This window comes from Bradyrhizobium sp. AUGA SZCCT0177 (genome assembly GCF_018130125.1).
In the GTDB taxonomy this organism is placed as follows: Bacteria; Pseudomonadota; Alphaproteobacteria; order Rhizobiales; family Xanthobacteraceae; genus Bradyrhizobium.
In genome coordinates this window covers 62,177-75,525 of sequence record NZ_JAFCMA010000007.1, presented here as the reverse complement: position 1 = coordinate 75,525, position 13,349 = coordinate 62,177, and the positions used below count along the sequence as shown (strand labels likewise).

Below are 13,349 nucleotides of genomic sequence, written 5' to 3'. Positions count from 1 at the left end.
TTGGGCAGGAAGCCGGCATCACCAGAACGTCGCTCGGATGACTGCAACGCTTGATCGGCTGGAACACGAGACCTTTCCGCGGCCGCCCGCAAGAGTGCTCGAACTCGGATGCGGCAATGGCATGTCGTCATCGCTATGGATGGCCCGCAAGCTTACGAGGTGTACGGCATCGATATTTCCGATATCGCTGTCGCCTGGGCCAGGGAACTGTTCGATGCATGCGGTCTTTCCGGCTCCTTCGGGCAAGGCAGCGTTTGCGAGATGACGTTCTTTCCCGAAAGGTCCTTTGACATCGCGATCGACGGCAGCTGTCTGCATTGCCTGATCGGAAGTGACAGAGCCCGGTGCCCTCGGGAGGTTCGCCGCATTCTTCGGCCCGGCGGCGTTTTCGTCGTCAGCAGCATGTGCGGTTTGCCGAAGTCCGATGAGGCCAAGGCTCGCTTTGACCCGCTAACCGGTCATTTGTTGGAGAATGGCCGGCCCTACCGGACGCTGAAGCTCCTGCCGGATCTCGTGCAGGAGTTGGGGGACGCGGGCTTCGGCGTGCAGAACACGCAGGTCGGCGTCAATCCATGGTGGGATCATGCCACCATGGTCTGTCGGATCAGGGATGGCTCAACGCAAACGGCCGGCTAATCGCCGGCCGCTCAACGAATCAGATAGCGAAAAACCTCAGACCGCCGCAGTGATCCACTGCTGCAGCTTCGCCTTCGGCGCGGCGCCGACCTGGCGGGAGGCCATCTCGCCGCCCTTGAAGATCATCAGGGTCGGGATCGACATCACGCCGTATTTCGAGGCCGTCTTCGGGCTCTCGTCGACGTTCAGCTTCACGATCTTGACCTTGTCGCCCATCGCGCCGGAAATCTCGTCGAGCGCCGGGGCGATCATGCGGCAGGGGCCGCACCATTCGGCCCAGAAATCCACGACCACCGGCCCGGTCGCGTTGAGCACTTCGGCTTCGAAATCGGCGTCAGAAACCTTGCCAACGGCCATGGGAATACCTCGTTCGGTTGAAAACAGCGCGCGGATGAGAATCGCGCCTTAGGATCATATTGACGAACCTATGAACGCGATCTTGCCGGGTCAAGCGCGGTCACGCCGAGATGATGGGATGCCAGTGCCGCGTCCAGCGCGGGGGCGGAAATCTCCATCAAATCAGGCGTTTCGGTCCAGAGCAGCGCGGCCCGGACCGGCAGCTGGGGATAAAGTTTTGCCAGTACCGCCCGGTAGAGCGCGAGCTGGCGGACATAGCCGCGCGGCGCCTCGGCAGGCAGCTTGGGCGGGGCGTGGTTGGTCTTGTAATCGACGATCAAAACCTCTCGCTCGGTCACCACCAGCCGGTCGATTTGGCCGGAAACCAGCGCCGGTGGCTGCCCGGCCCGGTCCAGCCGTCCGACGATCGAGACCTCGGCCTGGCTGCCCGGTGCAAAGGCGTGCGCAAAGCGCGCATCCGCAATCAGCGCCAGCGCTTTTTCCGCCAGAGTGAGCCGTTCGTCGTCGGTCCAGCCGCCGGCGTTGCGGGCGAGGTAGGACAACGCGGCCTCGCGGCGGCGTTCGGCGGCGATATCGGGCAGCGACTGCAGCAACCGGTGCACCAGCGTGCCGCGCTTGAGAGCCTTGGCGCGGGCGAGGATCGATTCGCCTGACCGGACCGGATGGCTGTCGTCGTCAGCGGGATCGGACGGGCGCAGCAAACCCTCCGCCGGACGCTCCGGCTGCGCCGGTGTCAGCAACCACGATGGAAAATCGATCGATGGCGCCTTTGCCGGCGTAACTGATCCCGTGGCAGGCACGACTTTCTCGGCCCGCAAATAGCGCTTCACGACGCCGCTCGATGTCATGATCTCCTCGAGCTGCAATTCGGAACGGTCGAGGCCCTTGCTGATAAGATCATACCAGGAGGAGGGGCGAACATCCTTCCTGTTGCCGGGCATGCAACCACCGACGATCAGGCGATCGGCCGCGCGCGTCATCGCCACGTAAAGCAGGCGGCGGTATTCATCCTCGGTATCGCCTAGCATCGCCGCCCGTGCGGTGACGAGGGCGGGGGGATCTTCGGCCTTGCGGCCGGCCCAAACCACGATTCCGGGGGCGTGCGGACCAGCATTGCCCTGCGGCAGGTTGATGAGTCGTAGCCGCTGCGTATCCGAGGGAGATGTCGTGGTGTCGACCAGGAACACCACAGACGCCTCCAGGCCCTTGGCGCCATGGACGGTCATGACACGAACTTCGTCGCGCGAGATTTCCATGTCGCGCTTGACCTCGGTATCGGCCGCACGCAGCCACGCCATGAAGCCCTGCAGCGAGGCAGGCGCCTTGCGCTCGTAGCTCAGCGCAAGTTCCAGAAACTCATCGAGCGCATCATTGGCTTCATGCCCGAGCCGGTTCAGGATCCGCGCACGGCCCCCGTCGCCGCCCAGCAGCCAGGAGTAGAAAGCAAACGGCGTCGCGTTGACGACGCGTCGCTCGCATTGCTCCAACCGCCAGAGCGCGTCCCTCAGCAATCCATCGGTCGCGGCGCGCGCGCTCAATGCCGCACGCAACGATCCCTTTCGCTGCCAGGCGAGCTTGAACAGATCGTCGTCAGAGAGGCCGAACAGCGGGCTCTTCAATGCCACCGCCAGCGCCAGATCGTCCTGCGGCAACAGCAGTGCGTCCGCCAGATTCATCAGGTCGATGGCCGCGATGTGCTCAGTCAGTTTGAGTCGGTCGGCGCCGGCGACCGGGACGTTTGCGTGCTTCAGCGCCTGGATCACCGCATCGAATGCATTGCCACGCCGGCGCACCAGCACCAGCATGTCGCCGTATCGCAGTGGACGGCGGTCACTGGCGCTGCCGGTCATGGTGCCGCTTTCGACCAGCGATTTGATCTCGGCCTGAATCCGCCGGGCGAGCTTTACCTCGGGACTGGTCACGGCGACGCCGTCGAACGGCGCGCGCCAGCCTTCCATGTCTGGCCTGTCGTCGGCTACGGCCAATTCCCATAGATCGATCAGGCTTGGGCCTGCGTCTTCCAGCGCATGATGGATCGGGTATCCGTTCTCGACCGCGTGGATACTGCGGAATATCTCCTGCTCGCGGAAAACATGATCGACCGAATGCAGGATTGCCGGCCCGGAACGAAACGAATAGTTGAAAGACACCGGATCGAATTTCAGGCCGGCATCTTCGAATTTCTTCTTCAGAGCTCGCCGACGCAGGTCGAATTCGCGGGGGGCCGCACCCTGAAACGAAAAGATCGACTGTTTCTCGTCGCCGACCGCGAACACGGTACGCATCACGCCATCACGCGCACCCGCGCCGGAAGTAAATTCGGAAATGATGTGCGCGATGATGTCCCATTGCCGCGGGCTGGTGTCCTGCGCCTCGTCGATCAGCACATGATCGACGCCACGATCAAGTTTGTAATGGACCCAGCCGGAGGAGACGCGGTCCAGCATCCGAAGCGTCTTGTCGATCAGGTCGTCATAATCGAGCAGTCCACGTTCCAGCTTCTCGCGCCGGTAGTTCGCGGCAGAAGCGGTTGCGATGTGCAGCAGCGCCTCGGTGCGGTCCCGGGCCGTCAAGGCGCGGCGGCGTTCGATCAGAGGGGCGATGCGATCGGCCTCGGATTCGAACAGCCGGCCGATGGCCGGATTGTTGTCGACGAATTTCTTGGTCACCACCGATTTGCGGCGGGTGCGGTCGGTCTCGGTGAGAAACAGGCCGAGATATTCGTCGACCTGCGCAGCGCCGGTGAACACCAGCCCTGCACGAAGCCGGGCGGCCTGATCCTGGTCGGTCTTGCTGCCGGTGTCGAGAATTCCGGAGATCTCCGACCAGCGCGATCGCGGCAGGTTCGGTCCATCGACAATGGCGCGCTCGACATCCTCAATACGATCCTCAGGGTCGACACCGAGTGCCGCGGAGACTTGCCCCGCCGCCACGTGGGCGCCACCTGCGGTGTCCGTCCACGCCATGAAATGATCGCGGCTAAGACAGGCCTCGCGCACAACCTCCTTGAAGGTCACGTCCGCCGCACTGGCCATCGCCATCCGGAGTGCCTGGCCGGTCGCGCTGTCGGGGTGGCGCGACGCCTCCAGAAACACCGCGAGATTGGCGCGCTCCATCATCTCGTTCTGGTCGCGGTCGTCAAGCACGGCGAAGCGCGCGGGCACATTCGCCTCGAACGGGAATTGCTGCAGCAGGCGCGTGCACAGCGCGTGGATGGTCTGCACTTTCAGTCCGCCCGGCGTCTCCAGCGCGCAGGCGAACAATTGGCGCGCCGTTTTCCGCAGCTTTGCATTGGGATTCGCAATCCCTACTTCCTTGATCGCGGCATCCAGCGAAGCGTCGTCGAGCGTGACCCAATGTCCCAGCGTCGAGAACACCCGTTCCGCCATGTTGGCGGCGGCGGCTTTTGTAAAGGTGATGCAGAGGATCTTTTCCGGCGCCACGCCACCCAGCAGCAGCCGTATCACGCGTTGCACCAGCACATGGGTCTTGCCCGAGCCGGCATTGGCCGACACGAACGAGGACGCCGCCGGATCGGACGCGCGCGCCTGGGTATCGCGCACATTGGGAGGAATGATGCGGGGAGCCTTCACCATTCCTCGATCCCCAACCCGCCGGCCGCGGACCATTCCTTGATCCGGGCGAGATCGTCATAGGCGCCGTAGCGGTTCGACCACATCGACAGGTTCAACGAGGTGTAGGCCTGGTTCTCGTCTTCGAATTTGCGGATCAGTTTTTCCAGCTCCAGCCGCGCATAATCCGCCGCTTCGTCCGGTGGCTGCGGCGTATCGTTGTTTCTGATCTTCAGTTCCAGCGAACGGTGCTCGCCCGGCGGGTTGTTGCCGCTGAGCCTGACATAGGCGAGTTCGGCGACCGACGAATCCGCGCCGATATCCTTGAAGCCGCCTTCGCGCAGGATTGCGGCCTCGAGGGTGAGCTGCGGCGACAGTCCCATCCGCACCTGCTTGCCAGTCGGCGGCTGGCCCGTCTTGTAGTCGAGGATCGCGAAGCGGCCGTCAGCGCGCTGCTCGATGCGGTCGGCGCGGGCTGACAGGATGAAGGTTCGTTCGTTGTCGAGCGGAATACCGATTTCGCCCTTGATCTCGGCATCGATCCGGTGGATGTGATCGCGGCGCGCCATTTCCCAATCGGCGAACCATGCGGCGATGCGCTGGAACCGCGGCCACCACAGCGCCCGCGCCTCGGGGCGCTCCATCAGCGGCGCAAAAAATTTCTCCCCGATGCCGCGCAGCGCGAGCGCAGGCTGGGCCGGCAATGTGTCGGCGAAGGTTTTTGTAAATTCGCCAAGCGCTTCATGGATCGCCGAGCCGCGATCGGCAGCTGACAGTGGCATATCGACGGGATCGAGCGGGTCGAGCCGCAGAATGTATTTCGCGTAGATCGTGTAGGGATCGCGCAGCCAGTCCTCGATCGCCGTCACCGACAATTTCAGCGGGCGCGTCGCACGTGGCGGCTTTGGCGCGGGCTGCGGGATCGGCTCTATCTTTGCCGGCCGGTCGAGTTCGGCGGCGTAGCGGACATAATCCTCGCCGGCCTTTGTGGCTTGCTTCCAGTGCTCTTCGCCGGCGACGGCCTCGAGCCGGTGCAGGAAGCGCGAGGCCACCGCCGGCGCGCCGCCGACTTTCGCCGAATGGGTCAGGATGACGTCGGTGTGGCCGAGCAGTTGCGCGAAGTCATGCGCTGACAGGCCGATGCGCCGCTCCGGCAGATCGAGGCCGAGTTCATGCCGCATCGGCCGGCTCAACCACGGATCGATCCGCGGTGACGGTGGCCACACGCCTTCGACCAGCCCGCCCAGAATCACGCGATCGGATTCGGTCAAGCGTGCTTCGAGCTGGCCATAAATGTGCAGATGCGCGCTCGCCGATTCCGGCCGCCGTACCATGCGGTCGGCGAAGGCGGTCTGGAACAATTCCGGATAATCGCCGAGCTGGACCATCAGCCCGCTGGGTTTCTGTTCGCCCAACAGATCGGCAAACGCCGAGGCCAGCGCTGATCCCTGGGCGCCCTCGAACACGATGGCGATTTCGGTTTGGTCGGATGACAGGGCCATCAACACCTCGCGGTGGCAATGCGCCAGTTCAGCGAAGTCATAGGGCTTCGACGACGTCATGCTTTCCAGCGGCAACAGCGCCTGCTGCAGTGCAGAGATCAACCCTCGCGCCTGATCGAGTGCGTCATCCCGCAATTTGGCGCGTTGCTCGGACGCATGGAGCGAGGAGGTCTCGCCGTCTTTCAATTTCCTGAGTTCAGCGCGAAAACGATCGAAGTCGCGCGCGAGGCCATTGCTGCCGGCTTGCGGCCGCGTGCCGCGCAGCAGGGCCAGTTCCAGCACCTCGATGGCATGTTTCAGCGCACCATGCGCGCCACCGAGCCGGAACAGCGGGTGCTTCATCAGCGCCAGCAAGGTCGGAGGCTCCAGCCCCTTCGCCGCGGCTTGCGCCACCAGCCGCGCAAAGATTCCGGCGGAGGTATCCATCAGCGCGTCACCGCCGGAATCATCGAATTCGAGGTTCCAGCGGCCGAGTGCTGCCATCACCCGCCGCGCCAGCGCACGGTCCGGCGTCACCAGCGCGGCCGATTTGTCGAGATGCCGCGCCTCGCGCATGGCGACCGCGATCGCCAGCGCCTCCATCTCCGGATTGGGCGCCGCGACGACCGCGAGGTTTTTCATGCCGCCCGAAATCTTCGCGGCAATGTCAGGCTGTTCGAGCCGGTCGTGCCATTGTTCGGTCGCGGTCGACGGCCGCATCGTTTCGGAGACCAGCACGTCGCGTCCATCAGGCGCAGGCGTGCCCAAAATCTCGACGTCGCTGCGCTTGATGCCGAACCGGTCCAATAGGGCATGCATCGCGAATTGCGGATGGTTCGAGGCCGGCGGAGTGGTGAATTTGCCTTGCGCGTCTCTGATGCCGCCGATGGTCTGCCAGGCCGCGTCATCGAGATCGGTATCTAACCCCGGCAGCACCACCGCGCCTTGTTTGAGCCTGGCGACGACGTGCAGGAATTTGGCGGTCGCGGGCATCGAGCCGGTCGAACCCGCCGCGATCACCGGGCCCTTGTGGTGCGCAGTCAGGCGCGCGGCCTCGGCGTCGATCAGAAGGTCGCGCCGCGCCGCCGGTTCGATCCGTCCGATTTCGTGCAAATGCTGCGGCCACGCCTTGCGCGCGATGCGCAGGAATTCCAGCGAGTGCTGCCAGTATCGATCGAGCTGGTCCGGCACCAGTTTGTCGAGCGCGTCCCAGTCGACGCCGCGGGTGACCATGTCGTCCATCAATCGCGCCAGATCGCCGGCCAGCGCCAGCGTCGAGGCCGGGCCGCCGACCACCAGCGGCGCCGACACCGGCGTTTTGGCCCACGCCGCCACGAGATGGGCCAGCGTCAGCCGCCGCTCGAGCTCGCCGAGCCGCGGCGGAATGTCGAGCGGCGCCACGCCGCCGAATTGTTCGGAGCCTTCCGCGAACGCCAGTTCGTCCTCGTCGATATCGCCGAGCGCCACGATCCGCGGCAGGATCGCCGCGTCGGTCTTCATCTCGTCGAGGAAGAATTCCCGCGCCATCCGGCCGGCGCGCCGGGTCGGCAGATAGAGCGTCGCCTGCGCCAGGTTCAATGGATTCTGGCGCGCCTCGAATCCATCGACCAACCGGCCGTCGACCAACGCCGAGATGACGGTGCGCAGAAGCGGCACGGATACGGGAACGCTGAAAACGCGCATGGGCTGCCTGATTCGAGGTCAGGGCAATATAGGGAGTGATGGCTCAATGGTCATGGGTGGGGTGACGGCAGCCCGCAACTCTGTACGCCGTCCCGGCCTTGAGCCGGGACGACGATAACGGGTCGTACGCGGCGCCTTACGCCACGCTCTCCAGATACGCCTCTTCCGCGGCCTGCACCGCATCGGGGGTTCCGACATGCATCCAGACGCCGTCGAGGCGCAGGCCGAACAGCCGCTCCTGCTCATTGGCCTGGTCGAACAATTTCGTCAGCGAGAACTCGCCCGCGGGCGCACCTGTAAACAGCGACGGCGACATGATCGCGGCGCCGGCATAGACGAACGGCACCACCTGATGTTCACGCCGCTTGCGCAGCGCACCGTCCGGCAGCATCGAGTAATCGCCGCGGCCGGCATAGCCGATGCTGCTGGTGGTCGGCGCCATCAACAGCAGGATATCCATGCGCGCGGGATCGAAGGTCTCGGCCAGCCGCGTCAGATTGGGCCGCACGCCGTCGATCCACATGGTGTCGGCGTTGAGATGGAAGAACGGCTCTGTGCCGAGCAAAGGCAGGGCCTTCACGACGGCGCCGCCGGTGCCGAGCACCTGATCGCGTTCGTCGGAGATGGTAATGCGGGGGCGGGTTCGGGAGGCGGTATGTTCGATGATCTGGTCGGGCAGATAATGCACATTGACCACGGCTTCGCCGACGCCGGTGGCGGCCAGCTTGTCCAGCACGTGATCGAGCAGCGGCTGGCCCATCACGCGCACCAGGGGCTTTGGCATGTGGTCGGTCAACGGGCGCATCCGCAGGCCTAGACCGGCGGCGAGGACCATGGCTTTCTTGGGCGTGACGGACATTTCCTGGATTTCTCGAAACGGATCAGCGCTTGGGATCATATCACGGTGATTCGGCTGATCCAGCGACTGTGAGGCCATAGTCATTGCAGATGACGGCTGTAAGACGACGCTGGCGCGGCGGGGCTCATGCCTCGGCGGTCTCCGCGCCGCGCTTGCCGGTCGCCTTTTTCTTCTTGTCGCCCTGCTTCAGGAAATTGACGCCGATCTGGTCGCCATTGACCCAGGCCAGTTCGCAGCGGCGGTAGGCCAGTCCCGTGGACGACAGCAGCAGAAAGAATTCCTTCAGATGCAAGCCCTCGACGGAACCTTCCACCGTCAGCTTGGCGCCGGTCTCGGAGACGTCTTCCATCACGCATTCACGCCGCCATGTGCCGTCGATGCCCATCATATGCGCCGGATAGCCGCGCTCGAATGTGACGCGATCTCCCTTGCGCCGCTCTGATGTCGCCATCGCCGTATTCCCGGATTCGAAACAGCCGCTCGCACACGCGGAGCATAGCCTTCCGCAGATTAAAGCCGGGGTGGCTAACAAGTGGTAAATCAGGCGACCGGCGGCGGCACGTTGGCGGTGTACCATTCGCGAAAATCCGCCAGGGCCGGGTGGGCCAATGAACGGTTCAGATAGGTCCAGATTCGCGGCTGATGACGCAGATATTGCGGCTTGCCATCGCGCCGGTTGAGCCGTGCGAAAGTGCCGAGCAGGCGGGTATTCCGCTGCGCCGACATGATGGCGTAGAGCTCGGCGAAACCGGCCGGATCGAAGTTGCTGTCGGCTACGCGCCGCGCCTTGATGTAGCGGGTCAACAGCGTCAGTTCGAGCGCCTCGGGCACGTCGATCCGCGCGTCCTGCAGCAGCGACACCAGGTCGTAGGCGGCAGGTCCCAGCACCGCGTCCTGGAAATCGATGATGCCGACCCGCAGGATTCCGGAACGATCATCGAGCCAGATGATGTTGGGGGAATGGAAGTCCCGGATCACCCAGGTCCGCGGCGCGGCCGCCGGCTTCTTCAATAACTCCCGCCACATCCCGACGAATTCGTCGCGCAGTTCCTGGCTTGGCTCGACGCCGCGATCGGGCATGTACCACTCAAGCATCAGCCCCATCTCGACCAGCCACGCTTCGGTGTCGAATACGGGAATGGCGTGGGTCGATTGCAATGTCAGCAGCAGGATGTCCGGCAGCGGCTCGCGATGCAGCGCCGCCAGCATGTCGGTCGCGGCCTCGTAGCGCTCCACGATCGGTTGCGGCGGATCGCCCTCGACAATACCGGCGTGGCCGAAATCCTCGGTGATCAGGAAACCGGCATCGAGGTCCTGGTGGCGGATCGCCGGCGCCGAGAAGCCGCGCTCGCGCAGGCCGTTGGCGATGGCGACGAACGGCTTGACGTCTTCGGCCAGATGCACGGCGGCGCTGTAGGATTTCCCGTCATAGATCGCCGGGCCGTCCGGCCGCTTCGGTGAATTCATCAGGATGGCTGTGCCGCCCAGATGCAGCCGCGCATAGGAACGCGTCGAGGCATCGCCGGGCATGCGCTCGCGCTGCGCTTCCAAAAAGCCTGATGTTTCGAGAAACTGGCGCAGGACTTTAAGTCTCTCGACCTGGGCCGCCGCCCTGCCATGACCGGTAAACTCGGCGGCGCGCGCACTGGATCCGAACGCGGGACGATGGCTGAAGGCGATGTCGATGCGGTCGTCCGGCAGCTCGTCCGCAGCGCGCTCCGGCCATTCGATCAGCGCCAACGCCCCCTCGGGCAGCGGCGACAGCCCGATTTCCTCCAGCTCGCTCGAATCGTTGATGCGATAGAGATCGGCGTGAACGATCGGAAACGGCTGGTCATAGCTTTGCGCCAGCGTGAATGTCGGGCTCGGCACTTCCAGCGCCTCGTCGTTGGCGAGGTAGCGGATCATCGCGCGCGCCGCTGACGTCTTGCCGGCGCCGAGATCGCCCGACAGCGTGATCACATCGCCGGGGCCAACCAGCAGCGCAAAGTCGGCCATCAGTTGCGCGGTCGCGGTCTCGTTCGCGAGCGCCACCGAGAATGTCGCTGATACGGTCATTCGGCGGCGTTGCGATGGGCGTTCTGGTCGATCGGAAAGTCGCACGTGACCGTCGTGCCCTTGCCGAGTTCCGAATCGACCCGCACCTTGCCGCCGTGCAGTTCGACAAAGGAGCGCACCAGCGACAGACCAAGCCCCGCGCCGCGGTGCCGCGAGCCGTTGGAATGACTCTCGAACCAGTCGAACACCTTGTCCTTGACGTCGGGCGGGATGCCCGGTCCGGAATCGGTGACTGTGAAGATGACGCGATGCTCGTTGCGCCGTGCGCTGATGCTGACGGTTGCATCATGCGGCGAGAAGCCGACGGCATTGGCAAGCAGGTTATAGAGCACCTGCACCACGCGGCGCTCGTCGCCGGTGAAGTCGCCGATGCTGGGATCGATGTCGACCTTGAGTTCGATGCGGTCGGTGGCGAGCCGGTCCTGAATGCCTTCCCTGGCCGACTCGATGGCTTTCGCGATGTTGACCGGGCCGAGTTCGAGCTTCATGGCGCCGGCGTCGATGGTGGCGAGGTCGAGGATGTTGTTGGTCAGCGCCAGCAGCGCGTTGGTGGATTTGGTGACGTAGTCGAGATACTCGGCCTGCTTTGGCGTCAGCGGACCGGTCGAGGGATCGCTCAGGAAGTGCGCGAAGCCGATGATGGTGGTGAGCGGGGCGCGCAGTTCGTAGGACACGTGGTGGACGAAATCGACCTTCATCTGGTCGGCGGTCTCGAGCGCCTCGTTGCGTTCGCGCAGCGCGCGTTCGACGTTTTCGGTGTCGCTGATGTCCTGGAAGGTCAGCATCGTGGCGCCGTCGGGCAGCGGCATGGTCATGCAGGTCAGCACGCTGCCGTCCTTGCGCTCGAGCTTCAGCGCCACCTGCGCCCGGTTGCCGATCGCGGTGATCGCCTCGCGCAGCGTGCGCCAGGTCAGATCGTCGTCGAACAGCGGCTTGCACCAGGATTCCACGGTCTCGATGTGGGGCTGTTCGCGCAGCTGCTCTTCCGACAGTTTCCACATCTTCGCAAAGGCGGGATTGAACAGTTCCACGCGGCCGTTGCTGCCGAACACCGCGACCGCTTCGGCGAGATTGTTGAGCGTCTCGTGCTGTACCCTTGTCAGCCCGTCGAACCGCCGCGCCAGATCGAGGCTTTCGGTGACATTGTCGAACAAATAGGTGACGCCGCCTTCGAGGTTCGGCGTGGTGACGACGCTGACCGCGCGGCCGTCGGGCAGGAACCAGGTGTAGGTCTCCGGCTCGACCGCGCGATAGGCCTCGTGCAGCTTGGCTTTCCAGGCGCGGAAGTCCGGCTGCTCGGGGAGTTTGCGCGTGGCGCGCAGCCGGTCGAGCACGCTGGAATCGTCGGGCTGGCCGTCGAGGAAGGCCTGATCGAGGCCCCACAGCCGGCGGAAGGATTCGTTGTAGAAGGCGAGCCGGCGCTGGGCGTCGAATACCGCAACCCCCGACGACAATTGGTCGAGGGTGCGGCGATGCGCCTCCGACATCCGCTGCATCGCGGCGCGCAGCTGGGTCGCCTCGCTGGCGTCGATCGCGATGCCGGCGCTGCCGCCGCCAAGCTTCAAGGCTTGCACGTCATAGATCCGCCGTTCGCCGCCGACCACGATCGGCAGCCGCGCGCTGAAGCTGGAACTGTCGTTCAACGTCCGGCTCATGTCGGTGCGCTGGTCGGTTTCCAAAAGTTCAAGGTTGCGACGGACGACATCGGCGACGCTGGTTCCTTCGGTCGCCCGCACATAGGCCGTATTGGCGTAGCGCAGATTGCCCTCGGGGCTCTTGGCCCATATCGGCCAGGGCGCGGCGGCGGCGAAGTCACGCAGCAGCTCGGTCTCTTCCTGAAGCGTCTTGTAGCGCAGATTGGATTCGGCGAGTTCGCGGCGCAGCCCACCGAGTTCGCGAATCCGAACAACGGCTTGGCCGCCGATGGCGCGGCCCATCGCCTCGATCGCGCGGCCGTTCGAGGTCGAGAGGTTGAGCAGAAAGCCTTCCCCTGCCTCGCGCAACGCATCGACGGCATGGTCCATCTGCAGCGCCGGTTCCGGCGGCAGCCAGGTTCCAAAGGCGAGGATCCGCTGCGGTGAGTTTTGCAACGCTTCCTGCGAGATCAGCAGCGCGGTGTCACCGCTGATCTGGGGCCGGCTGTCGCCCGCGGCCCAGGAGATCAGAATTTGCGGCTCGGCGAACAGCAGAGCCCGCAGCCGGTCGGCCTGAACCTGCAGATCGGCGATGTCCTGGCGCAGGCGGACCTCGGTGCGGGTCGCCTTGACGCGGGTGCGCATCAACAGGATTGCCGCCACGACGGTGAAGCCGAGCAGCGACAATGCCGTGGTCAGCACCGCGAATTCCTGGTGATTGAGGTCGAGCCAGGCCGAAATCACCTCGGAGAGCGGCAAATCGCCGGCCAAAGCCGGTTCCGATACGATGGATAAAGCAGAGGCGAGCGCGATCATGCCGTGACGTGCCAGTGAGGTGCACGACAGCAGGTTTCGACGCATCGCCGCGACTACGCCCGACATGATTTGCCCCAGAACGCACGACTTCAGGCCCGGCGCTTACATCAGCCGTGCACGAATCGAGTGAGAGTATCCCCAACGCGACTCCGTGGGTAAGAGTCCAGACCGTGAACGTGAATCTGGCTGTGCAAAAAGGGGCGGATAACGTCGCGCCCAAAGCCGACGTCCGGTCTCATCGCTTGCTACAGCA

Annotated in this window: 8 protein-coding genes; 1 reads left to right on the top strand and 7 read right to left on the bottom strand. The window is 64.5% G+C overall.

What is annotated here, in order from left to right; all coding sequences use genetic code 11:
* Window positions 1-108 precede the first annotated feature (108 nt).
* Window positions 109-636: a class I SAM-dependent methyltransferase gene (locus tag JQ597_RS10210; protein WP_212264067.1), complete on the top strand. Its 528-nt coding sequence runs from the start codon at window positions 109-111 to the stop codon at window positions 634-636.
* Between the two features lie 36 nt (window positions 637-672).
* Here the strand turns inward: JQ597_RS10210 and trxA are convergent, their stop codons facing one another.
* The 7 genes from trxA to JQ597_RS10175 form a co-directional block, all read right to left on the bottom strand.
* Complete coding sequence (gene trxA, locus JQ597_RS10205; protein ID WP_192736238.1) at window positions 673-993, bottom strand: thioredoxin; 321 nt, start codon at window positions 991-993, stop codon at window positions 673-675.
* 68 nt (window positions 994-1,061) lie between these two features.
* Window positions 1,062-4,589, bottom strand: a complete 3,528-nt coding sequence (addA, locus tag JQ597_RS10200) for a double-strand break repair helicase AddA (protein ID WP_212264066.1) — start codon at window positions 4,587-4,589, stop codon at window positions 1,062-1,064.
* Complete coding sequence (gene addB, locus JQ597_RS10195) at window positions 4,583-7,729, bottom strand: double-strand break repair protein AddB (protein WP_212264065.1); 3,147 nt, start codon at window positions 7,727-7,729, stop codon at window positions 4,583-4,585. Before addB ends, addA begins: the two co-directional genes overlap by 7 nt.
* Window positions 7,730-7,865: 136 nt before the next feature.
* Window positions 7,866-8,588 (bottom strand): nucleotidyltransferase family protein, encoded by a 723-nt coding sequence (locus tag JQ597_RS10190; protein ID WP_212264064.1) that lies wholly within the window; start codon window positions 8,586-8,588, stop codon window positions 7,866-7,868.
* Between the two features lie 124 nt (window positions 8,589-8,712).
* Complete coding sequence (locus JQ597_RS10185) at window positions 8,713-9,039, bottom strand: PilZ domain-containing protein (RefSeq protein WP_212264063.1); 327 nt, start codon at window positions 9,037-9,039, stop codon at window positions 8,713-8,715.
* 89 nt (window positions 9,040-9,128) lie between these two features.
* Window positions 9,129-10,646 carry a tRNA (adenosine(37)-N6)-threonylcarbamoyltransferase complex ATPase subunit type 1 TsaE gene (tsaE, locus tag JQ597_RS10180; RefSeq protein ID WP_212264062.1) on the bottom strand — a complete coding sequence of 506 codons (1,518 nt, stop codon included), beginning with the start codon at window positions 10,644-10,646 and terminating at the stop codon, window positions 9,129-9,131.
* Window positions 10,643-13,162, bottom strand: coding sequence for a PAS domain-containing sensor histidine kinase (locus JQ597_RS10175; RefSeq protein WP_212264061.1), 2,520 nt, complete (start codon window positions 13,160-13,162; stop codon window positions 10,643-10,645). Before JQ597_RS10175 ends, tsaE begins: the two co-directional genes overlap by 4 nt.
* Window positions 13,163-13,349: the final 187 nt, after the last annotated feature.

Bases quoted from the DNA above. Each gene is read 5' to 3' on its own strand.
- JQ597_RS10210 (WP_212264067.1), top strand. From the start codon at position 109: ATGCGGCAATGGCATGTCGTCATCGCTATGGATGGCCCGCAAGCTTAC.
- trxA (WP_192736238.1), bottom strand. From the start codon at position 993: ATGGCCGTTGGCAAGGTTTCTGACGCCGATTTCGAAGCCGAAGTGCTC.
- addA (WP_212264066.1), bottom strand. From the start codon at position 4,589: ATGGTGAAGGCTCCCCGCATCATTCCTCCCAATGTGCGCGATACCCAG.
- addB (WP_212264065.1), bottom strand. From the start codon at position 7,729: ATGCGCGTTTTCAGCGTTCCCGTATCCGTGCCGCTTCTGCGCACCGTC.
- JQ597_RS10190 (WP_212264064.1), bottom strand. From the start codon at position 8,588: ATGTCCGTCACGCCCAAGAAAGCCATGGTCCTCGCCGCCGGTCTAGGC.
- JQ597_RS10185 (WP_212264063.1), bottom strand. From the start codon at position 9,039: ATGGCGACATCAGAGCGGCGCAAGGGAGATCGCGTCACATTCGAGCGC.
- tsaE (WP_212264062.1), bottom strand. From the start codon at position 10,646: ATGACCGTATCAGCGACATTCTCGGTGGCGCTCGCGAACGAGACCGCG.
- JQ597_RS10175 (WP_212264061.1), bottom strand. From the start codon at position 13,162: ATGTCGGGCGTAGTCGCGGCGATGCGTCGAAACCTGCTGTCGTGCACC.